The sequence below is a fragment of the Hymenobacter chitinivorans DSM 11115 genome (genome assembly GCF_002797555.1).
GTDB classification, from domain to species: Bacteria; Bacteroidota; Bacteroidia; order Cytophagales; family Hymenobacteraceae; genus Hymenobacter; species Hymenobacter chitinivorans.
Window position 1 is genome coordinate 1,347,763 of sequence record NZ_PGFA01000001.1, and the last position, 19,587, is coordinate 1,367,349.

At 63.2% G+C, this 19,587-nt stretch carries 17 protein-coding genes and 1 other RNA gene; 10 read left to right on the forward strand and 8 right to left on the reverse strand.

The window, feature by feature from the left end; translation table 11 throughout:
- Window positions 1–55: 55 nt before the first annotated feature.
- Entirely contained in the window at window positions 56–1,147 is a 1,092-nt protein-coding gene (locus tag CLV45_RS05625; protein ID WP_100335403.1) for a hypothetical protein, read from the reverse strand.
- Window positions 1,148–1,355: 208 nt separating this feature from the next.
- On the opposite strand from CLV45_RS05625, the gene CLV45_RS05630 reads away from it, so the two are divergent.
- On the forward strand, window positions 1,356–3,446 hold the full coding sequence (locus CLV45_RS05630) for an alkaline phosphatase (protein ID WP_100335404.1): 2,091 nt from the start codon (window positions 1,356–1,358) through the stop codon (window positions 3,444–3,446).
- An 818-nt stretch (window positions 3,447–4,264) separates the two neighbouring features.
- On the opposite strand, the gene hemL is transcribed toward CLV45_RS05630, so the two are convergent.
- Window positions 4,265–5,590 carry a glutamate-1-semialdehyde 2,1-aminomutase gene (hemL, locus tag CLV45_RS05635; protein ID WP_100335405.1) on the reverse strand — a complete coding sequence of 442 codons (1,326 nt, stop codon included), beginning with the start codon at window positions 5,588–5,590 and terminating at the stop codon, window positions 4,265–4,267.
- A gap of 201 nt (window positions 5,591–5,791) precedes the next feature.
- The gene (locus tag CLV45_RS05640; RefSeq protein ID WP_100335406.1) at window positions 5,792–7,777 is read right to left on the reverse strand and encodes an ABC transporter substrate-binding protein; all 1,986 of its coding nucleotides are present in this window, start codon (window positions 7,775–7,777) and stop codon (window positions 5,792–5,794) included.
- A gap of 181 nt (window positions 7,778–7,958) precedes the next feature.
- Here CLV45_RS05640 and CLV45_RS05645 point away from each other — a divergent pair, with 181 nt between their 5' ends.
- On the forward strand, window positions 7,959–8,651 hold the full coding sequence (locus CLV45_RS05645; RefSeq protein WP_100335407.1) for a DUF1361 domain-containing protein: 693 nt from the start codon (window positions 7,959–7,961) through the stop codon (window positions 8,649–8,651).
- 18 nt (window positions 8,652–8,669) lie between these two features.
- On the opposite strand, the gene CLV45_RS05650 is transcribed toward CLV45_RS05645, so the two are convergent.
- Both CLV45_RS05650 and CLV45_RS05655 read right to left on the reverse strand, forming a co-directional pair.
- Window positions 8,670–9,371 (reverse strand): type 1 glutamine amidotransferase, encoded by a 702-nt coding sequence (locus CLV45_RS05650; RefSeq protein WP_100335408.1) that lies wholly within the window; start codon window positions 9,369–9,371, stop codon window positions 8,670–8,672.
- Between the two features lie 2 nt (window positions 9,372–9,373).
- A complete protein-coding gene (locus CLV45_RS05655; protein WP_157807312.1) occupies window positions 9,374–10,114 on the reverse strand; it encodes a hypothetical protein in 741 nt (246 codons plus the stop codon).
- Between the two features lie 183 nt (window positions 10,115–10,297).
- Here CLV45_RS05655 and CLV45_RS05660 point away from each other — a divergent pair, with 183 nt between their 5' ends.
- A complete protein-coding gene (locus CLV45_RS05660) occupies window positions 10,298–12,193 on the forward strand; it encodes a DUF4153 domain-containing protein (protein WP_100335410.1) in 1,896 nt (631 codons plus the stop codon).
- Window positions 12,194–12,206: 13 nt separating this feature from the next.
- On the opposite strand, the gene CLV45_RS05665 is transcribed toward CLV45_RS05660, so the two are convergent.
- Together CLV45_RS05665 and guaA are read right to left on the reverse strand one after the other, a co-directional pair.
- Window positions 12,207–12,422, reverse strand: coding sequence for a hypothetical protein (locus CLV45_RS05665; protein WP_170061815.1), 216 nt, complete (start codon window positions 12,420–12,422; stop codon window positions 12,207–12,209).
- A 132-nt stretch (window positions 12,423–12,554) separates the two neighbouring features.
- Window positions 12,555–14,087: a glutamine-hydrolyzing GMP synthase gene (gene guaA, locus CLV45_RS05670; protein WP_100335412.1), complete on the reverse strand. Its 1,533-nt coding sequence runs from the start codon at window positions 14,085–14,087 to the stop codon at window positions 12,555–12,557.
- Between the two features lie 273 nt (window positions 14,088–14,360).
- On the opposite strand from guaA, the gene CLV45_RS05675 reads away from it, so the two are divergent.
- The 7 genes from CLV45_RS05675 to CLV45_RS05705 all read left to right on the forward strand — a co-directional run bounded on the left by CLV45_RS05675 (window position 14,361) and on the right by CLV45_RS05705 (window position 18,543).
- The gene (locus tag CLV45_RS05675; protein ID WP_100335413.1) at window positions 14,361–14,855 is read left to right on the forward strand and encodes a carboxypeptidase-like regulatory domain-containing protein; all 495 of its coding nucleotides are present in this window, start codon (window positions 14,361–14,363) and stop codon (window positions 14,853–14,855) included.
- 198 nt (window positions 14,856–15,053) lie between these two features.
- On the forward strand, window positions 15,054–15,530 hold the full coding sequence (locus tag CLV45_RS05680; protein ID WP_100335414.1) for a carboxypeptidase-like regulatory domain-containing protein: 477 nt from the start codon (window positions 15,054–15,056) through the stop codon (window positions 15,528–15,530).
- Window positions 15,531–15,642: 112 nt separating this feature from the next.
- Window positions 15,643–15,739, forward strand: an RNA gene (ffs, locus tag CLV45_RS05685) — signal recognition particle sRNA small type.
- Between the two features lie 86 nt (window positions 15,740–15,825).
- Window positions 15,826–16,482, forward strand: a complete 657-nt coding sequence (gene fsa / locus CLV45_RS05690) for a fructose-6-phosphate aldolase (protein ID WP_100335415.1) — start codon at window positions 15,826–15,828, stop codon at window positions 16,480–16,482.
- Between the two features lie 127 nt (window positions 16,483–16,609).
- Complete coding sequence (locus tag CLV45_RS05695) at window positions 16,610–16,816, forward strand: fructose-6-phosphate aldolase (RefSeq protein ID WP_100335416.1); 207 nt, start codon at window positions 16,610–16,612, stop codon at window positions 16,814–16,816.
- Window positions 16,817–16,905: 89 nt separating this feature from the next.
- The gene (locus tag CLV45_RS05700; RefSeq protein ID WP_100335417.1) at window positions 16,906–17,610 is read left to right on the forward strand and encodes a cell division ATP-binding protein FtsE; all 705 of its coding nucleotides are present in this window, start codon (window positions 16,906–16,908) and stop codon (window positions 17,608–17,610) included.
- Window positions 17,611–17,613: 3 nt separating this feature from the next.
- Entirely contained in the window at window positions 17,614–18,543 is a 930-nt protein-coding gene (locus tag CLV45_RS05705) for a glycosyltransferase family 2 protein (RefSeq protein ID WP_100335418.1), read from the forward strand.
- A 34-nt stretch (window positions 18,544–18,577) separates the two neighbouring features.
- Here the strand turns inward: CLV45_RS05705 and CLV45_RS05710 are convergent, their stop codons facing one another.
- Entirely contained in the window at window positions 18,578–19,483 is a 906-nt protein-coding gene (locus CLV45_RS05710; protein WP_100335419.1) for a hypothetical protein, read from the reverse strand.
- Between the last annotated feature and the right edge of the window lie 104 nt (window positions 19,484–19,587).

Here is a 19,587-nt window from a genome sequence, read left to right on the forward strand (position 1 = left end):
TGGATTTTGACCCGGCAGCCCTTGTTGAGAGGCAAACCAGCATCTTGCGCCGGGGCTACTGGGCGCTCAACCCGGCCGTTACCGGGCGCCGGAAGCTGGCGTTGCCTTCGGGCTGAGTGGCCTTGCGAAAAGCCTTGGTGCTCCACTCGCTCACTTCCCCGGCCTGCACCACCCAGAGGTGGCGGTGGGCATCCATCTGCAGCAGGCCCGGGGCCGTGGCAGCGCCGGCCAGCGTCAGGGCGTGCAGCAGCTGCGGGGTTTCAATCTTGTCGGTGGTGGTGGCGGGTTCCAGGCCGGCCAGCTCCCCGCTGGGCTGGGCGGGCAGCAGCAGCAGGCCCATGGCCGTGGCAAACACGTGGCCCTGCCCGGGCACGTAGGTCACGCTGTAAATATCGTTGCCGGGCCGCCCGATAAAGCGCACCGTGGGCAGATGCTCCTCGCCGGCCTCGGCCGCGCCGGGACGGGCAAACACGCTGATGCCCGAGGACATGACGACCCAGACGTTGCCGCGGTTGTCGGGCAAAAGCTTCTCGACGATGTTGTCGGGAATTTCGTGGTTGGCCACGCCCTCCTCGTTGTAGCGCGTCCAGCGCTGGTGCTGCCAGCGGTGCAGGCCCAGGTTAGTAGCCAGCCACACCGAGCTGTCGGCCGTGACCAGGCCCGCGTTGATGGTTGGGATGCTGAGCTGGCTGAGCAGGTGGCCGTGCTGGAGCTGAAACACGCCGTAGCCGGCCGCCCCCACCCAGATGGTGCCGGCCGCGTCCTGCACCAATGTGGTAATGGGCGCCTGGGCGGCCGTTTCGGCGGCGGGCAACGGCTGAGCCTGCCAGGTAGCGGTGGGCAGCTGCCGCAAACCCTCCTGAGTGCCCAGCCACAGCAGCGTATCGGTGGCCAGGGCGCAGCGGATGAGGGCCGGGCTCTGGTAGCGGCGCACAAACTGCCGGCCCTGGCGCTGGTAGATGCTGTGCTCGGTAATAAGGTAGGTGGTTCGGCCGGCGCTGAGCAGAGCCACCGGCCGCTCCTGGCTTTCCAGGGCGTAGCGCCGGGGCGGGCCGGCCCACAGCGGCGGGGCCGCCGTCAGCAGCAGGAGCAGCAGACCAAGGGCCAGGGGGCGGAATACGCGGGCGGAAATGGGGGCAGGATTCATCAGGGACAAGCAGGCTAGACCAGGGGCCAAAGGTAGAGTGCCCGGGCCAGGCTGTTTGTAATCATTGCGTTACCAAATACCGGGGAATATGGGCATTCCTTAATGCAGAGGTGACACTGCTCTAACCTCGGCTTCACAGCAGACGCCCACTTTTACGGCCACAACCGCTGCCCTCCGGCAGCGCAACCAAATCCCATTTTCATCCCCCATGAAAGCAAAACTTCTACTGAGCACGGCGCTGCTGGCCCTGGCTGGGGCCGCCCCGGCTCTAGCCCAAACGGCCCAGACCAGCAACGTCATTATGTACATCGGCGACGGGTTCGGGCTGGCGCCCAAGACGGCCGCCCGCATGGCCATGGGCCAGGGCTCCACGGGCAAGCGGTTCAACACCGACGCCAACTTCCAGGTGCTGGCCCTGGATAAGCTTAAGTACAACGCCACCGTCACGACCCACTCGCTGAACTCCTGGATTACGGACTCGGCCCCGGGCGCCTCGGTGTACGCCTGCGGCAAGCGCGGCAAGCAGGACAACGAGGTTATTTCCCTGGACCCCGCCACCGGCCAGTCCATTGAAACCATCCTGGAGGCGGCCAAGCAGCAGGGCTTCGCGGTGGGCATCGTCAGCACGGCCCGCATTACCCACGCCACCCCAGCCGCCTTTGCCAGCCACATCTGGTACCGCGACCTGGAAGACTACATTGCCGCCCAGTACATTGCCGCTTCCCAGACCCAGTACGAGGCCATCTTCAACTCCAGCCCCACCGCCTCGTTCCGCTACACCGCCGCCCGCGACTGGGCCCTGCCCACGCCCAAAGTAGGCGTGGAGCTGGACGTGGTGCTCGGGGGCGGCTCCCGCCACTTCCTGCCCCGTAACGTGGCCAGCACCTACGAAATCATCCGGGACGCGGCCGGCAACCCCATTACTGACCCCGCTACCAGCGCCCCCGCCACCCTGGGCCGGGGCCGCCGGGCCGACGACGTGGACCTGGTGAGCTACGCCGTAACCCAGCGCGGCTACAACTTCGTGAATAGCCGCGACGCGCTGAATGGCCTCAATCTGAGCGAGTACTCGGGCGCCAACGGCAAGAAGCTGCTGGGCCTCTTCAACGCCTCGCACGTGAACTACGAGCAGGACCGGCAGACCAGCGCCCCCTGGGAGCCTTCGTTGGCCGAAATGACCCAGGCCGCCATCCGCGTATTGCAGGCCAAGAGCAACGGTAAGGGCTTTTTCCTGATTGTGGAAGCCGGCCGCATCGACCACCTGGAGCACGCCAACACCGGCGGCATCAGCGTGGTGGCCGGCACCAACGGCAACCAGTACACCGTGGATTCCGACAAGCCCGCCTACGTGGGGGGCGGCGAGGCCAACTACACCGCCACGCCCAGCACCGCCCGCACCAGCAACGTGTACGCCTCCGACTACATGATTAAGGAAGTAATGGCCTTCGACTACGCCGTGGCCGAAGGGCGGGCCTTCATGAACACGGCCAGTAACGGCCGCACCCTCATCTTCAGCACCTCCGACCACGAGTGCGGCGGCTTCGCCGTCACGGGCCTGCACGACGAGGCCGACGCCCAGCAGAACGGTACCAAAATCCGGACCTACTCGGGGCAGATTACCAAGTCGGTGGCCACCGAGGCCGGCTACGCCACGCCCACCAACCTGGTGCGCGGCGACGGTGGGGCCGGGGGCTGGTTCCCGAGCTACGTCATGACCAGCTTCCAGGGCAAGGACTACCCCACGCCGGCCTCGCCCACGGGCCGCCGCATCGTGGTGGCGTACGGCTCCAACCCGCTCACCAACGGCAACGGCACCCGGGCCAGCAACGGGACTACTACCCAGGGCGGCACCCCCGGCAACCACACGCCCCAGGACATCTGGGTAGGCGCCGAGGACAACACCAACTCCCACGCCGCCCGCATCAGCGGCCAGGGCCTGCTCGACAACACCGCCCTGACCGGCATCATGGCCAACTTCCTGGGCCTGTCGACCTTCGAGCAACTCCTGCTCAGCGCCCGCGCCGAGACGCCCGGCACTCCCGGCCTTGGTTTGCAGCTGAGCCCCGTGCCGTTCAAGGACCAGTTCACGGTATCCTTCGCCGTGGCCGCCCCTTCCAACGTGAGCGTGGAGCTCTTCAACGAGCTGGGTCAGAAAGTCCGCACCGTGGTAGCCGAGCAGAATTTCCGCAGCGGCTCCCACAGCGTGCCCGTGAATGGTGCCGGCCTGCCCGGCGGCGTCTACATCGCCAAGGTGGCGGTCAACGGCCAAGTGGTTTCGCAGAAGACCATCAAGCTGTAGGCCGTTGTTGCGCCTGTCATCCTGAGCCCAGCGAAGGACCTTCCTCACCTCAGTGACACGCTTAATTAATTGTACAAAGCCCTTTACTACCGGCGTAGTAAAGGGCTTTTTTGCGTTGGTACAGGCAGCAGTGGGGTAGGTGAGGAAGGTCCTTCGGCTCCGCCTCAGCATGACAGACGGAAGGAGGCGGTTCAGAACAGAAAGCTGCATAGGAGTGTAGAGACGCATAGTTGCGTCTCAATCGTTGCTGATGTTACAACGATTGTCGTTCAACGACGAGACGCAAGGTTGCGTCTCTACATCGTTCTGACGGCTTCTGAGGCGGCCCGGCCGCTCCTCTTGCTTTTCGCCCCGCCAAGGTTGGCTCCAGACCTTCCCAAGCCCCGCTACTTGCTCCCGCACTGATGGAAAATGCACGCGCTGACGTGTAGGAGGCTCGCGCTGAGGTGTTGAAAGCTCGCGCCGACGTGTGGAAAGCTCACGGGAAGGTGTCGGAGGCAGCGGAGGACGTGTAGAATGCACGCGCCGAGGCTTCATAGGCTCGCGCCGACGTTTCGAATGCACGCGCTGAGGTTCCTACCACAGTTGCCGACGTTCCTACCGCTCGCGCCGCGCCTTTTACCGCCCTTGCCGACGTTTCGGCCACCCGCGGCCGGGCTTTGAAGGGAGTTGCCGGGGTTGCGGAGGGAAGCGGTGGCGCTTCGGAGGCTCGCGGCGGGTAATGCGGGGCTCCGGGCCCGACTAGCGCTAAGCAAAACGCCGCGGCCCTGGGTAGGGTCGCGGTGTTATGGGAGGTGGGGCGGGCGTTGAAGCCGGGGCTACAGGCCGTGGGCTTCGCGCATCGACTCGCGGCAGGCGGTCAGGTACTGGTCTACCAGCTCGTCGGTGATGGCCGTGGACACGAACAGGGCCTCGTACTGGGCGGGGGCCAGGTAGATGCCGCGGTGCAGCATGGCCCGGAAGTAGCGGCCGAAGGCTTCGGTGTCGGAGTGCTTGGCGTCTTCCAGGTTGTGCACCGGCTTGTCGGTAAAGAACACGCTGAACATGGAGCCCACCTGATTCACGGTGTAGTTGAGGCCCAGCTCGGCGGCAATCTGGCGGGTGCCGTCGGCAATGCGGGTGGTAATGCGCTCCAGCTCGGTGTAGAGCTCGGGGTGGTCCTGCAGGTAGGTGAGCTGGGCAATGCCGGCGGCGGTGGCAATGGGGTTGCCGGAGAGCGTGCCGGCCTGGTAGACTTTGCCGGCCGGGGCCACGCAGTCCATGATGTCCTGGCGGCCCCCGTAGGCGCCCACGGGCATGCCGCCGCCGATGATTTTGCCCAGCGTGGTCATGTCGGGGGTGATGCCGTAGAGCTCCTGGGCGCCGCCGCGGGCCAGGCGGAAGCCGGTCATGACCTCGTCGAAAATGAGCACGATGCCGTGCTCGGTGCACAGCTCGCGCAGGCCCTGCAGGTAGCCTTCGGCGGGAGCTACCAGGCCCATGTTGCCCACCACGGGCTCCAGAATCAGGGCCGCTACCTGGTCTTTGTTGGCTTCGATGGCGGCGCGGGTGGCGGCCAAATCGTTGTAGGCCACCGTGATTGTGTCCTGGGCCACGCCCTCGGTCACGCCGGGCGAGTCGGGGGTGCCCAGGGTGAGGGCCCCGCTGCCGGCCGCAATCAGGAAGGCGTCGCCGTGGCCGTGGTAGCAGCCCTCGAACTTGATGATCTTGTTGCGCCCCGTGTAGCCGCGGGCCACCCGGATGGCCGACATGCAGGCCTCGGTACCCGAATTCACCAGCCGCACTTTCTCGATGCTGGGCACCATTTTCTTGATCAGCTCGGCCATTTCGACCTCGCGGCGGGTGGGCGCCCCAAACGAGAGCGAAGCAGGAATGGCCTGCTGCACGGCTTCCAGCACCACGTCGGGGGCGTGACCCAGAATCATAGGCCCCCAGGAGTTGATGAAGTCCATGTAGCGGTTGCCGTCCACGTCGGTCAGCCAGGCACCCTTCGCCGACTGCATGAACACGGGGTGGCCGCCCACGGCGCGGAAGGCCCGCACCGGCGAGTTGACGCCGCCGGGAATGTGGTCTTTGGCGCGGGTAAACAGCGCGTCGGAAGTGGAGAGGTTGAGGTCGGTGGTCAAAGCTGAATCGTGGGCCATGGGCAGCGGAGGGAAGAGAAGGAGGGAAAAACGAGTAGAAAGAACGTCATGCTGAGCGAAGTCGAAGCATCTCTCCCGCAGTAGTAATCAGTTTACTTTGGCGGGAGAGATGCTTCGACTTCGCTCAGCATGACAGTTACTATTGCAACGTCAGCACGCGAGATTCCTCGCTCTGCTCGGAATGACGGTCTGTACTATAACCTAGCGGAAGCCAACTGGGTTCTGGACTTCCACTTCGAGGCGCTCGAGCTTGGTAAAGGGCACGTACTGGTTGTCGTGGGCGCCGGCGGGGTAGCCGATGCCCTGGAACACGGCGCCCGAAATGGGGCCCGAGGAAGCCAGGTTCTGCTGGAAGCCCGGGCCGTTCTGGTGGAGCTGGGAGCCGAAGTAGTAGAGCAGCTCGAAGCCGGTGAAGGCAAACACCGAGGGCGGCAGGTTCTGGCGCTGGATGTAGAGCTGGCGGAAGCGCCGCACCCCGGGGTTGAGCTTGTCGAGGTACTTGGGGTGCACGAAAAACACGTCCCGGGAGTCGAGCTGGCCCAGGCTGATGCGGGAGTTGTCGAGCCAGGAAGCGTAGGTCAGCAAGGGCAGCCGGGCGCCCTGGGCCTGCAGGACGCCCAGGGTGTAGGGCCCGGCCTTGCGGTGGTCGGAAGCCACGACGAGGTGGCCCACCGTTTTGAGGTCGAGGCCGGCGAAGCCCGCGCCCAGGGATTCTTCCACGTCGGAGTTGACGCGGCGCAATTGCAGGACCTTGCCGCCGAGGGCTTCGTAGGCCGTTTTGTAAGCCTGCCCAAAGGCGGCCTCGTCCTTGGTGTCCTCGTAGAGCACCACGGCCGTGCGGCTGGCGAAGCGGGTAATGGCAAACTGGGCGGCCTGCTTGGCCTGGGTCACGGTGCTGGGCTCGAAGAGGTAGTGCCAGCCGTTGTCCTGCACCAAATCGGCGTCCTGGGAGAGGGGGTTGATGCAGATAATCTGCCGCTGCTGGGCGTAGCGGGCCAGAATCTTGCTGCCCGACTTGTAAATCGGGCCAATAATCATATCCATTGAGGCCAGTTCGGGCAAAGCCAGTACTTGCTTGAGCTGGAGCGTGTCGGCGCCGGTGTCGTAGGAGTAGAGCTGAATGGGGCGGCCCTCGCGCTGCAGCGAGTCCTGGGCCAGGCGCATGCCGGCGTAGAGGTCGGTGACGAACTGGTTTTTGCGCTGCTTTTCCCAGCTCGGGTCGTCAAACTCGAAGGGCAGGAGCACGGCCACGTTGTAGGAGCTTTTCTTCTGGGCCTTGGGCCGGGGCGTGTAGCGGGTCCGGTCGAGGCCGAGCTGGGTCACGAGCTGGTCGAGCGTGCTTTTGTCGGCCTCGGTGTACCAGCCGCCCGTCACGAGCTTATCGGCGTAGGCCCGGCCCACGGCGGCATCCTGGGGGTAATTCTGCAGCAGGGTCTGAAACAGCACCTTGTCCTTGACCCGGGGCAGGTAGGTGGCTTTCATGGCTTCGCGCTCAGCCGGGAGCTTATCGGCCGGAATCTGGCTGAGCACTTTCAGGGCGTTGTCGGCCTCGCCGAGCTCGAAGGAAACCTGGCCCTGCAGGAAAAAGGCTTCGGCAATAGTGGGCCAGGTAGGATACTCGTTGCGCAGCAGGTTGAGCATCTGCTCGGCCTCGGCCCATTTCTTGGCCCGGGTGGCGGCCACGGCATACAGGTAAGCGGCTTCCGGGCCCCGGTCGAACCGGGCGGCGGGCGGCGTAATGGGCTCCAGCTCCTGCATGGCCAGGTCGTAGCGGGCCTGGGCAATGAGGGTTTTGCCGTTTTGGTAGCGCACCTTGGGGTCGGCGGAGCCCATGTTGGCCGGTAGCGGCACCTGGGGCTTCGGCGGGGCTACCGGCGCCGGCTTAGGCGCGGCGGGGGGTGTCGTCGGGGCCGCCGGTTTGGTGGTCGAAGCCGGGGTTTTGGCCGGAGTAGCGGTACCGGGCTTGGCCGGGCCAGCAGTGGTGGTGGCCGGGGTTTTGCCCGGCGTGGCGGCCGGCGTGGCACCCGGGACTTTGCCGGGGGTGGCTACCGGCTTTTTAGCGGCTGGGGCGGTGCTGGTTGGGCGCGGCGCGGTGGGCTTGGGCGTTGGCTGTTGGGCCAGCGCGGCGCAGTAGAAAGAAGAGAGCAGCAGCGTGGCTGCCAGCCGAAAAGCAACAAGATGCCTCATAGCAGAGGGCCGGGGAATTAGTTCGAAGGGGAGCTGCCGGCCAAACCCTCGGCCGGCAACATTCGGGCAAAGGTACGTAGGATCGGGCGGGAAGATGTAGGAGTCCGATTTGGGTTGTATTTTACCCGCCTTATCGGCGGCCGGCCCATACTGCCGCCCCTGCCTTTTCGTTACGAGCCGTATGTCTACTTCCGCCGCTGCTTTTTCCCAACCCGAGCTCCGCCAGCGCCTCAACCTGCTGCTGGTGCTGGGTGCCTCACTCACGCTGAGCGTGGTGCTGGTCGTGTTCCGCGTGTTCCTGACCCACCAGGTATATTTCGTATTCCTGCTCTGGAACCTGTTTCTGGCCTTGGTGCCCTTCGGGCTGAGCACCATGCTGGGGCTGGCCGCCGGGCCGGTGCGGGCCCGGGTGCTGCTGCCGGTGGGGGCCGTGTGGCTGCTGTTTTTTCCCAACGCGCCCTACATCCTCACCGACTTATTCCACCTCGAACCCCGGGCCGGCGTGCCTTACTGGTACGACCTGGCCCTGATTCTGACCTGCGCCTGGAACGGGCTGATGCTGGCCTACGCCTCCCTGCTCGACATGCAAAACCTGGTGCAGCGCCGCCTGGGCGCGGCCGCCAGCTGGGTGTTCGTGGTGGTGGCGTTGCTGCTGAGCAGCTTCGGTATCTACCTGGGCCGGTTTCTGCGCTTCAACAGCTGGGACATTGTGACTAACCCGCTCACGCTCTTCTACGACATTCTGAACCGGGTGCTGCACCCGGCCGCCCACCCGCGCACCTGGGGCGTGACGCTGCTCTTCGGCGTCTTTCTACTCATCGGCTACAGCACCGTGCGCCTGATGGGCCGCCTGAGCACCACGCCGGCCGAATAGCCTCCGCCGGGCTCTGATTTACCGATTCAAGGCTGCCAGCTTATCCACCAGCTCTAGGAGAAAGGCGTTGCCGGCCGCCAGCTCCGCGCTGCGCCGCTGCAATTCGGCCGCCGGCTGCACCCAAGGGCCGGGCAGCAGCTCGTGGCCGTCGTGGTGCAGCATCTGAGCCAGTATGTCGGGCGTGAGTTCGGGGTGGAACTGCAGGCCCACCACCCGGTTGTCGAACCCGAAACCTTGCCGGGCGCAGGCCGCCGACGAACCCAGGGGCCCCGCACCCGCCGGCAGCTCGAAGGTGTCGCCGTGCCAGTGCAGCACGGTCAGGGGCTGGGTGAAATGGCTGAACAGGGGCTGCCGTGTAGCGGCCGGGTCGGGGGCCAGGGGCCAGAACCCGATTTCCAGGTCCGGATTACGGTACACCGTTGCGCCCAGGGCCTCGGCCAGCAGCTGGGCGCCCAGGCAGATGCCCAGCACCACCTTGCCCGCCCCAATAGCCGCCCGGATGCCCGCTTTTTCGGCCCGTAGCCACGCATACTCGGCTTCCTCGTGCACGCCCATCACCCCACCCAGCACCAGCAGCCAGTCGTAGTCGGCCGGGGCGGGAAACTGTGGGTCGGGCTCGTAAAGGCGGGTGTAGGTCCAGGGGTGGCCGTGGCGGGCCGCCCAGTCGAGCAGGATGCCCGGCGTTTCGAAAGCCGCGTGCTGGTAACAGTGAATTCGCATGGCTAGCGCAGGTCGTCGTGTTCGAGGTAAAGGCTGTGGCTAACCCGGCGGGAGCTTGGTTTTCCGCCCGCGGCGGGCCGCAGCCGCAGTTCCTGCCCGGCTTGGAGGGGGAGCTTGGCCGCTTTTATGAAAAATACCTGCAACGGCGGCTCGGGCCGGCCCAGGATGCCCACCCGGCTTTGTTCCCGCAGCTGCACTACCTGGTCGAAATCGGGCCGGCCGGCCACGCGGTGTACCACAAACTGCTCGAAGCCCTGGCCCAGCAGCAGCAGAGCCGGCCGGGGGTGGGCCTTGGGATTGAGCTGCTCGAAGTAGAGCACCTGCTTGATGCGCACCGTAAGCTGGCGGGCAATGGGCGTGCCGCCCCGCTCGAAATGCCCGCGGTAGAGCGTGGCCCGAAACGGCCGGGGCTGCTGCACCAGCTCGGGCAATACAAACGGCTCGGGCTCCAGGGTGTACACCGTTTCCTGGGGAAAAAGCTGGCGGCTGGCCCGGTACGACGTTTGGGCCGAGTCGCCGAGCTCCAGTTCCAGCACCACCTGGTAGTTGTGCGGACTGTGAAACATGGGTAGGTGAGAGGCAAACACCTGCTGGGTGCCGAAGATCAGCATGCCGTGGGTGCTGGGCCGGTCGGGAGTGGGGCTGGCAGCGGGGGAGTAGAGGTGCTGGGCTTGGGTGGCAAGGCAGCAGATGAGGAGCAACGCGGTAAGAATGGCGCGGGGCCCAACCCGGAGCGGGTTCACAAGCATTTGTCAGAAGGGACAACGGGGGATTGCCAATAAGCGGCACCATGGCAAAGATACGCCCCGGCGGGAGTTCAGACCTAGCCAGTTGGGCAATTCGGAAATAAAGGCCGTTGAGCCGGTGCCACGGTCCAGTTTACTCAGCAGAAAGCCGTTTCTTGCCGCCTATATTCAGTATATCCTATGAAACTGCCTTCCCTGCAACACCTGGTGACCGAAGCGGACCGGGTGGTGCGCCGTTTTCCGCTCACGTTGCTCTGCGCCCTGGTTTTGTGCGGGGCGGGTATCTTTACCATCAGCCTCGATTATCGGGAGGAGCAAAAACTCGACTGGCTATTCCCGCTTTTCTCCACGGCCGGGCTGGGCCTGACGCTGACGCTCAGCACGGCGCTGGCCGCCGAGCGTTACCGCTGGACCACGCCCGGCAAGCGGGCGGCCCTGCTGGGAGCGGTGAGCCTGCTGGGGCTGTGGTACGCCACCTGCCCGCCCCAGCCCGACCTGGTGTGGGGGCTGCGGCTGTTCGTGCTGCTGGTGGCCTTGCACCTGCTGGTAGCCGTGGTGCCCTACCTGCCTGAGCTGCGCCGCGAGGCCGATACGCCCGGCTTCTGGCGCTACAACGAAACCCTGTTTCTGCGTATTCTCACCGCCGGCCTCTACTCGGGCGTGCTGTACGCCGGTTGTGCCCTGGCGCTGGTGGCTATCCAGAACTTGTTTGAAGTCAGGCTTCCCCACAACATCTACGGCTACTTATTTACGGTGCTGGCCACGGTGTTCAACACCTGGTTTTTCCTGGCCGGCGTGCCCCAGGACTTTGCCGCCCTGGAACAGGAAGCACCGTATCCCAAGGGCCTGAAGGTTTTTACCCAGTTTGTGCTCCTGCCGCTGGTGGTGCTGTACCTGGGAATTCTCTACGCGTACCTGGCCCGGATTCTGGTGCAGTGGGAGTTGCCCAAAGGCTGGGTTTCGTTGCTGATTCTGGCCTTTTCAGTAGCCGGTATCTTTGCTTTGCTGCTCATTCACCCCATCCGCGACGCGGCCGAAAATACCTGGATCCGGACTTTCTCCCGCTGGTTTTACCGGGCGTTGCTGCCGCTGCTGGGCTTGTTGGTGGTGGCCATCAACACCCGAATCCGGGCCTACGGCATCACCGAGGAGCGGTACTACGTGCTGGTGCTGGCCGGGTGGCTGGCCCTCATGCTGGGGTATTTTCTCTGGCGACAGGGGCGGGGCATCATCTGGATTCCGGCGTCCCTGGCGGTAGTGGCTTTGCTTACCCTGCTGGGGCCCTGGAGCGCCTCGGCCGTGGCCGAACGCAGCCAGCAGCACGAACTGTTGCGCCTGGCCGCGCAGTACAAGCTGCTGCAGAACGGCAAGCTGGATTCGGCCGGAGTGCGGGTACCCAAGCTGCCGCTGGCGGCCCGGAAGCGGCTTACATCCATCTTCGAGTTTTTTACGGACCGGCAGGCCGTGGACCAGCTCCAGCCCTTTTTCACCGCTTCCCTGCAGCTGCCCGACTCCGTGCTCAAGCAGAGCCGTCACGAGCAGGAAAACTGGCAGACTGACCGCCTGTTTGCCCTCAGCCACCTTGAGCGGGCAAGCCGCTTTTACTACGGCGACGAGGACACGAATAACAGCATAACTATAGCCTCCTTTTATAGCGAGCAGCGCACGGCCCAGGCACTGGGCCAAGGGCGCTATTGGTTGAGCGCGCTGGAGCACTACCCCCAAAACAACAACGATACGCTCGGCCTATACCAGTTGGCGGAAGGCTCTTTTCGCCTTCGCAGCACGGGCGGGCAGCGGCAACTGCGGCTGGAAAAGCTCCAAGGCAATGGCCAGTGGCAGTTGCTGCTGACTGCGCCCGTCGGAGCCCTGGCCGATTCGCTGGCGCGGCAACATGCTAAGAATACGGAGAATAACGTCGAGGGTGTACCGCTTCCGCCCTCGGAATTATCCCTCACGGCCCGGGGAAACCAAGCGGTGCTGCATCTCTATCTGAATTACTTGATGCGTCAAACCAGGCAGGACAGCACTGCATTTGAATACCGGGGCCAGGCATTACTGGAGCTAACGAAGTAACGCTGGCTTCGCGCTAGTGCGTTCCGGCCCCGGTTTTCAGCCCGTAGAACAGGTACAGCAGAAACAGCGTGCTGCCCAGTAGCAGGCCAAACAGCCCCCAGCGCAGGGCGTAGCTTACGGGCGAAGTGCCGGCCGTCCGCCGCAAGCCCGGCCAGGCCATCCACAAGCTTACCAAACCAACCAGCAGGGCAATAAAGAGCATCAGCGTCCAGATGTAGGTGACCTGCAAAGGTAAGCGCGCCACCAATACCCGGCTTTCGGGGCCGGTAGTTCATAGAAAAAGGCTGCCCTGGAACCCCAGGACAGCCTTTTTGCGGACAATAGAATCAACTCACTATTTCACTAGCTCACCAATTCACCGCTATTCCCACTCAATCGTCGCTGGGGGTTTGGAGCTGATGTCGTACACCACGCGGTTGATGCCGCGCACCTGGTTGATGATTTTGTTCGACACGTGGGCCAGGAAGTCGTAGGGGAGGTGGGCCCAGTCGGCCGTCATACCGTCCACGCTGGTTACGGCGCGCAGGGCTACTACCTGCTCGTAGGTCCGCTCGTCGCCCATCACGCCCACGCTCTGAATCGGCAGCAGCATCACGCCGGCCTGCCACACCTGCTCGTAGAGGCCAAACTCGCGCAGGCCGTCGATGAAAATAGCGTCGGCCCGCTGCAGCAAGTCCACTTTGTGCGGGGTCACGTCGCCCAAAATTCGGATGCCCAGGCCGGGGCCGGGGAAGGGGTGACGGTGCAGAATGTTGTGGGGCAGCTCCAGCGCGTCGCCCACCTGCCGCACCTCGTCCTTGAACAAGGCCCGCAACGGCTCCACGATTTTCAGGTTCATCTTCTCCGGCAAACCGCCCACGTTGTGGTGGCTCTTGATGGTCACGGCCGGCCCTTTCACCGACACCGACTCAATGACGTCCGGATAAATCGTGCCCTGGGCCAGCCACCGGGCACCCTCTACTTTCTGAGCTTCCTGGTCGAATATTTCCACGAAAGTGCGGCCAATGGCCTTGCGCTTGCCCTCCGGGTCACTGATACCGGCCAAAGCGGCGTAAAACTCCGCGGAGGCATCCACCCCGCGCACGTTCAGGCCCAGGTCCTTATAGGAGTGCAGTACGCTCTCAAACTCGTCCTTGCGCAGCAGCCCGTTATTGACGAAAATGCCGTGCAGCCGCGGCCCAATGGCCCGGTGCAGCAGCAGGGCCGCCACCGAGGAATCGACGCCGCCCGAAAGGCCCAGAATCACCTTGTCGTCGGGGCCAATGGTATTTTGCAACGCCAGCACCATGCTATCCACGAAGTGCTCGGGCGTCCAGCTTTGGTCGCAGCCGCAGATGTCGACCACGAAGTTGCGCATCAGCAGCTTGCCCTCGGTGGAGTGCGTCACCTCGGGGTGAAACTGGATGCCGTAGGTCGGCTGGCCTTGCACGTGGTAAGCGGCCACGTCCACTTCCGGGGTGCTGGCAATGATTTCGAAGCCCGCGGGTAGGGACTTAATTGTGTCGCCGTGCGACATCCAGACCTGGGAGCCGCCGGTCAGTTCCCGCATCAGCGGATTGGTGCTGTCGAGGTGGCTGAGGCGGGCCCGGCCGTACTCCCGGATGGTGGCCGGCAGCACCTCGCCGCCGTTCTGGTTGGCCAGCAGCTGGGCGCCGTAGCACACGCCCAGTACCGGCACCTTGCCCAGGTAGCGGCTCAAATCGGGGTTGGGCGCTTCCGGGTCGCGCACCGAGCAGGGGCTTCCTGAAAGCACAACGCCCCGGATATCCTCAGTGAGGTCCGGGGCGTGGGTAAACGGATGAATCTCGCAGTAAACGTTCAATTCCCGAATGCGTCGGGCAATGAGCTGGGTGTACTGGGAGCCGAAATCGAGAATTAAAATCTGTTGAGGCATGCGCAAAGGTACGGACCGGCGCCACGTGCGCAAAACGCTCGGGTGTTATCATTTCACCGGTAGCTTAACATAGCGGCTCTGAAATATTAATGTCACAATTCACTAGTCTGGGTACGGCAAACGACCCGGAAACAGCCCAAAACCGAGCTTAAAATAGGTTTTTTACTATGTAATATCCGTATTGTCAACATCACAGCTACCAATGGTTTAGCCTTTTCTGGGCCGGGCTGTTGACGCATCTTTGAGCATATTTTCGGTTAAAAAAACTCTCCCATGTCCCACACTCTCCGCGTATTTGGGCTTTTCTGCCTGCTCGGGCCCGCCGTTACGGCCCTGGCCCAGACGACGAATTCCAACGCCTCGCTGATTGCGGCCCAGGTAGAAAAGCAGGCTGCCCCGCGCCCCGTGCCCGCCGCCGAAGCCACCCCGGAAGCTCCCGTCACAACCGAGGAGGAGCCGGCCGCTACTCCCGCCGCCGACAGCGCCGCTCCGGCAGTTGAAATGGCTACGCTCACGGGCCGGGTTCTGGACGAGAACCAGAAGCCCCTGGCCGGCGTGGTCGTCTTTATCAAGGATGCCGCGGCCTTTGCCAGCACCGACGCCAAGGGCGAATACCGCCTCGAAGCCCCCACGGGGGTACACACGCTCACCTTCAGTTACGCTGGCTACGAAGATCAGCAGCTGAAAGCCAGCAACTTCTTGCCCGCCAGCGTGCAGCTGCTCCCGGCTGCCAACCGCAAGAAGCTGGAAAAAAGCAGCCGCCACTAGCTGATTGCCACCGTCTGTATTTCTCAAAAGCCCGCGGCCATACCGGCCGCGGGCTTTTGGACGTTTATTCCCCGCCGGCCTACGCCCGAATTTTATCTGCGGTCCAGCCCGCCAAAGTTTCTGAATTACCGTACAAGAGCGTCATTTGCCGGCCGGTCCAGCCGGGTGGCGAGTATTTTTCATCTTACCCCAGTCTGAATGAAATACCTGATCCGTACTGTTGGCAGCCTTGCCTGCGTTGTTTTTCCCCTGGTCGTAGCCGCTCAATCGGCACCCAAAGCCGCGCCCGCCCAAGCCAAGTCGGGGGCCGAGCAAGTAGCCGCCGTAGCCCCGGCCCCGAGCACTGCGGAAGTAGTGAAAAAGTCTGCTGCTCCCGCTAAAAACGCCGTTAAAACCCTCACGGGCTACGTACTCAACGAAGAAGGCAAGCCGCTGGCCGGCGCCACGGTCATTTCCGAGAAGGGCGAAGTCATTACTACCAACGCCGACGGACAGTTCATGATTCAGTCGACGGCGGCCACGCCGGTGCTGCGGGCCAGCTACGCGGGTTACCAGGAAATGCAGCTTCCCATCAATACGCTGCACCCCACAACCTTCCGCCTCGACCCGATTGAGAATTACCAGAAGCAGCTCAAGAAGCAAAGCAAGGCCGCCAACAAGGCCTGGAAGAACTAAAAACCGGCTTTTGGGAAAAATAAATAGCCTGAGTATCTGGCAGTAAATGGCGTCGAGACAAAAATCTTGACGCCATTTGTGCTTTCTGGAAAATAAGCCGCGTATATTTGCAGCGGCGAGTCAGAACGACCAGCTCCTGCTGAACTCCCCCAGGACCGGAAGGTAGCAAGGGTAAGTGGTTGAGCGGTGCGATTTTGGCTCGCTATTTTTTTGTCCTGTCCCCAACGCTTCCGCGTAGCCGCATTTGCCGGCAAACGGTTAGCTTTGGGGCATTCTTTTTTAACCCAATTCCCGCATGAAATTCTTCATCGACACCGCCAACCTCAAGGATATTCAAGATGCCGTGGACCTCGGCGTACTCGACGGCGTGACCACCAATCCGTCGTTGATGGCCAAAGAAGGCATCAAGGGCACCGACAACGTTATGGCTCACTACAAGCAGATCTGCGAAATCGTGGATGGCGACGTATCGGCCGAGGTCATTGCCGTAGACTTCGCAGAAATGGTGCGGGAAGGGGAGATGCTGGCCGATTTGCACCCCAACATCGTGGTGAAGGTGCCCATGACCCGCGACGGGGTGAAGGCCATCAAGTACTTCTCCGAAAAAGGCATCAAAACCAACTGCACCCTGATTTTCTCGGCTGGGCAGGCCCTGCTGGCTGCTAAAGCCGGCGCCACGTACGTGTCGCCCTTCGTGGGCCGCCTCGACGACATCGGGCACGACGGCCTGCTGCTGGTGCAGCAAATCGTGGATATCTTCAGCAACTACGGCTACCCCACCCAGGTGCTGGCCGCCTCGGTGCGCCACGTGCCCCACCTGATTCAGTGCGCTGAGCTGGGCGCCGACGTGGTGACCTGCCCCTTGAACGTCATCACCGGCCTGCTCAAGCACCCGCTCACCGACAACGGCCTAGCCACCTTCCTAGCCGACCACAAGCGGGTCAATTCCTAATTAATGTGCTGATGTGCTAATGTGGGGTGAATGGGCTAATAAGCTAGGCGTCCTATGCACTACCTGCTTGCGTGGCTTAATTCATTCTAACACATTAGCACATTGCTCACATTAGCACATTAGAGAGATGTACATCATCAAAGTAAAGGGCAAGGCCAAGATTCCGGATTATATTCAGTTGCGCGACGAGAACTTCGTGCTCATTGCCTATTTCCGGGCCGACCGGCCGCTGAAGGATTTGCACCGCTACGGGCTGGAAGGCAAGGAAGAGGCGCTGGCCGCCGTGATTGAGGGCCTCTCGTTCGGTAAGCTGCAGAAGCTGGAGCTGGCCTAAACGCCGCTGGCGAAGGCCGGCAAAACGGCTACGTCCCAGTCGCCTATGTTCTCCGCCCTAACTTCTTTGCTCTACGTTTTAACCACAGAATGCCCACTTCCTCCGCGCCCGTTATTGAGCTCCACGATGTGTACGTGATGCAGGATGTCAACACCATTCTGCAAAAGGTCTCGTTCACGCTCGACAAGGGTGAGTTTGCTTACCTGGTGGGGCGCACGGGCTCGGGCAAAAGCTCCCTGCTCAAAACGCTCTACGCCGATCTGCCCATGGGCGGCGGCGTGGGCACCGTGGCCGGCTACGGCCTGCAGAAGCTGGGCTCCGACAAGGTGCCCTACCTGCGCCGCAAGCTGGGTATCATCTTCCAGGATTTTCAGCTGCTCTTCGACCGGACGGTAGCCGAAAACCTGCTGTTCGTGCTCAAGGCCACCGGCTGGAGTGGCAAGGCCAAGATTCAGCAGCGCATTTCCGAGGTGCTCATGCGCGTGGGCCTGGCCGGGGCCGCCAGCAAAATGCCCCACCAGCTCAGCGGCGGCGAGCAGCAGCGCGTGGTCATTGCCCGGGCCCTGCTCAACGAGCCGGTGCTGCTGCTGGCCGACGAGCCCACCGGCAACCTCGACCCCGACGTGGCCGACAGTATCATGCGCCTGTTCGTGGAAATCAACAACGCCGGCACGGCTGTGCTCATGGCCACGCACAACTACCAGATTATCCGCCAGTACCCGAAGCGGATTCTCAAGTGCGAGAATGGGCAGCTGCTCGACTCGGCCCGCGCCACGGTGACTTTGCCCGAATAACCAATGCCAGAGTCCGGTCTTTCCGTGCTGATTCCGGTATATAACCGCAACGTAACGACGCTGGTCAGCACGCTGCTGGAGCAGTTGCCCGACTGGGGCGGCCCCGCCGAAATCGTGTGCCTGGACGATGCTTCTTCGCCCGACTACCAGGAGCTCAACCGCCTGCTGACCGTGTGGCCCGCCGTGCGCTACCAGGAGCTGCCCCGTAACGTGGGCCGCTCGGCCATTCGCAACCAGCTGGCCGCCGCCGCCCGCTACCCCTGGCTGCTGCTGCTCGACAACGACAGCCTCTTGCCCGACGACCAGTTTCTGGCCCGCTACGCCCAGGCCCGCGCCCTGGCGCCGGTGCTGGTGGGGGGCACTACCTACGACCCGCTGCCCCCGGCCGAGCCTGAGCTGCGCCTGCGCTGGCGCTACGGTCGCGCCCGGGAAGCCCGACCGGCCCGGCAGCGGCAAAAAGAGCCCTACGCCCAGCTTACGCTCAACAACCTGCTGATTCAGGCGGCCGTGTTCCGGCAGTTTGGCCTTGATGAAAACCTGACCCGCTACGGCCACGAAGACACCAAGTTTGGCTGGCTGCTGCGCCAGGCCCAGGTGCCGGTGCGCCACCTCGACAACCCCGTACTGCACGACGGGCTGGAGCCAGCCGCCGTGTTTTTGGAGAAAAGCCACCAAGCCGTGCGCAACCTGGCCTTGCTCTACCAGCACGAGCAGCTCGGCGCCGACACCCGCCTGATGCGCCTGGCCCTGCAAGTGCGCCGCACCAAGCTCTGCAAATTTGTGCAGGCCTCGGTGCACCTGCTGCTGCCCGCGCTGCGTCGCAACTTACTCTCGGCCCGCCCTGACCTGCGCCGCTTCGACTTGCTGAAGCTGCACTGGCTGCTGCAGGAGCTAGGCCAGCCAGTAGAGCGCAAAAAAGCCCGCCTGCACTAAGCAGACGGGCTTTTTCATCAGGGGTTAAGGGCGGTTAGTCGTTATCGGTGTTCTTTACCTCCGACTTCACTTCCTTGTAGCCTTCCTTGGTTTTTTCGCCGACTTTCTTAGCCGCGTTGCCAATTTTCTGACCGACGGTTTTACCGGCGTCCTTCACATCGGTGGCCGTATTGGACGCGGCCGTGCCCACAGCCTGCCGCTCGTCGCGGGTGTCGGCCGATACTTCCTTGGCTTCGCCGCTCACGGCATCGGCACCCTGGGCCACGCGGGCTTCGGTTTTGTCATACGACTTGAAGGCAGCGTACTTGAGCTTTTCCTTGGCAATTTCGGCCCGGTCGGCGGTGCTGACGTCCTTCTTGATTTGGTCGTACCGCTCGTCGAGGGCTTTCCAGTCGGCATTTACCGCGCGCCAGTCCTCAATGCCGTAGCGGTTTTCATTTTCCTTGATCTGGGCCGTAAAAGCCTCGTAGGTGCCGCGGATGTTGGCTGCCGTCAGGGCGCCGTACTTGCCGGCCGCCGGCTCATAGAGCCGCGTGGTGGTGCCGCCCGTAGCGGTGCCGGCTACCGCGTTGGGCCGGTTTTTCCAGGCCATGTCGCGCTTGTCGAAGGCCGTGGTGTAGCGGGTGCGCAGCTGCTCGATTTCCTGGCGGCGGGTATCGTCGTACTGGTCGGCATACTTATCCACGGCCGTTACTTTGGCGTCGAATTCGCTTTTCATTTCGGCCGTTTCCCGCTCGTAATCGGCTTCGGCCTGGTCGGCTACGTTGTCGGCCTTGGTTTCGGCGCTGGTGACGAAGGTTTTAAAGTCTTCGTAGGCCTGGTTGCTGTCCTGGGAAACCTCTTTCTTATCGGCCTGGGAGCAGCTGGTTTGGGTGAACGTGGCCCCACCAAGCAGCAGAAAGGCGGAGAGGGCGTGTATGGATAGGTGCTTCTTGAACATGGCAGGGAACGGTTGGTGGGAGAAGTATATAGCGGGCTTTTAATACAGCCGCTTGGCCCGCTTAACGCAAGGCTTCCGGCGGAGGTTGCACGCCGAGCTTTTCC

What these genes read in the sequence shown, in the direction of transcription:
- CLV45_RS05625 (WP_100335403.1), bottom strand. Translation starts at nt 1,147, where the DNA reads ATGAATCCTGCCCCCATTTCCGCCCGCGTATTCCGCCCCCTGGCCCTT.
- CLV45_RS05630 (WP_100335404.1), top strand. Translation starts at nt 1,356, where the DNA reads ATGAAAGCAAAACTTCTACTGAGCACGGCGCTGCTGGCCCTGGCTGGG.
- hemL (WP_100335405.1), bottom strand. Translation starts at nt 5,590, where the DNA reads ATGGCCCACGATTCAGCTTTGACCACCGACCTCAACCTCTCCACTTCC.
- CLV45_RS05640 (WP_100335406.1), bottom strand. Translation starts at nt 7,777, where the DNA reads ATGAGGCATCTTGTTGCTTTTCGGCTGGCAGCCACGCTGCTGCTCTCT.
- CLV45_RS05645 (WP_100335407.1), top strand. Translation starts at nt 7,959, where the DNA reads ATGTCTACTTCCGCCGCTGCTTTTTCCCAACCCGAGCTCCGCCAGCGC.
- CLV45_RS05650 (WP_100335408.1), bottom strand. Translation starts at nt 9,371, where the DNA reads ATGCGAATTCACTGTTACCAGCACGCGGCTTTCGAAACGCCGGGCATC.
- CLV45_RS05660 (WP_100335410.1), top strand. Translation starts at nt 10,298, where the DNA reads ATGAAACTGCCTTCCCTGCAACACCTGGTGACCGAAGCGGACCGGGTG.
- guaA (WP_100335412.1), bottom strand. Translation starts at nt 14,087, where the DNA reads ATGCCTCAACAGATTTTAATTCTCGATTTCGGCTCCCAGTACACCCAG.
- CLV45_RS05675 (WP_100335413.1), top strand. Translation starts at nt 14,361, where the DNA reads ATGTCCCACACTCTCCGCGTATTTGGGCTTTTCTGCCTGCTCGGGCCC.
- CLV45_RS05680 (WP_100335414.1), top strand. Translation starts at nt 15,054, where the DNA reads ATGAAATACCTGATCCGTACTGTTGGCAGCCTTGCCTGCGTTGTTTTT.
- fsa (WP_100335415.1), top strand. Translation starts at nt 15,826, where the DNA reads ATGAAATTCTTCATCGACACCGCCAACCTCAAGGATATTCAAGATGCC.
- CLV45_RS05695 (WP_100335416.1), top strand. Translation starts at nt 16,610, where the DNA reads ATGTACATCATCAAAGTAAAGGGCAAGGCCAAGATTCCGGATTATATT.
- CLV45_RS05700 (WP_100335417.1), top strand. Translation starts at nt 16,906, where the DNA reads ATGCCCACTTCCTCCGCGCCCGTTATTGAGCTCCACGATGTGTACGTG.
- CLV45_RS05705 (WP_100335418.1), top strand. Translation starts at nt 17,614, where the DNA reads ATGCCAGAGTCCGGTCTTTCCGTGCTGATTCCGGTATATAACCGCAAC.
- CLV45_RS05710 (WP_100335419.1), bottom strand. Translation starts at nt 19,483, where the DNA reads ATGTTCAAGAAGCACCTATCCATACACGCCCTCTCCGCCTTTCTGCTG.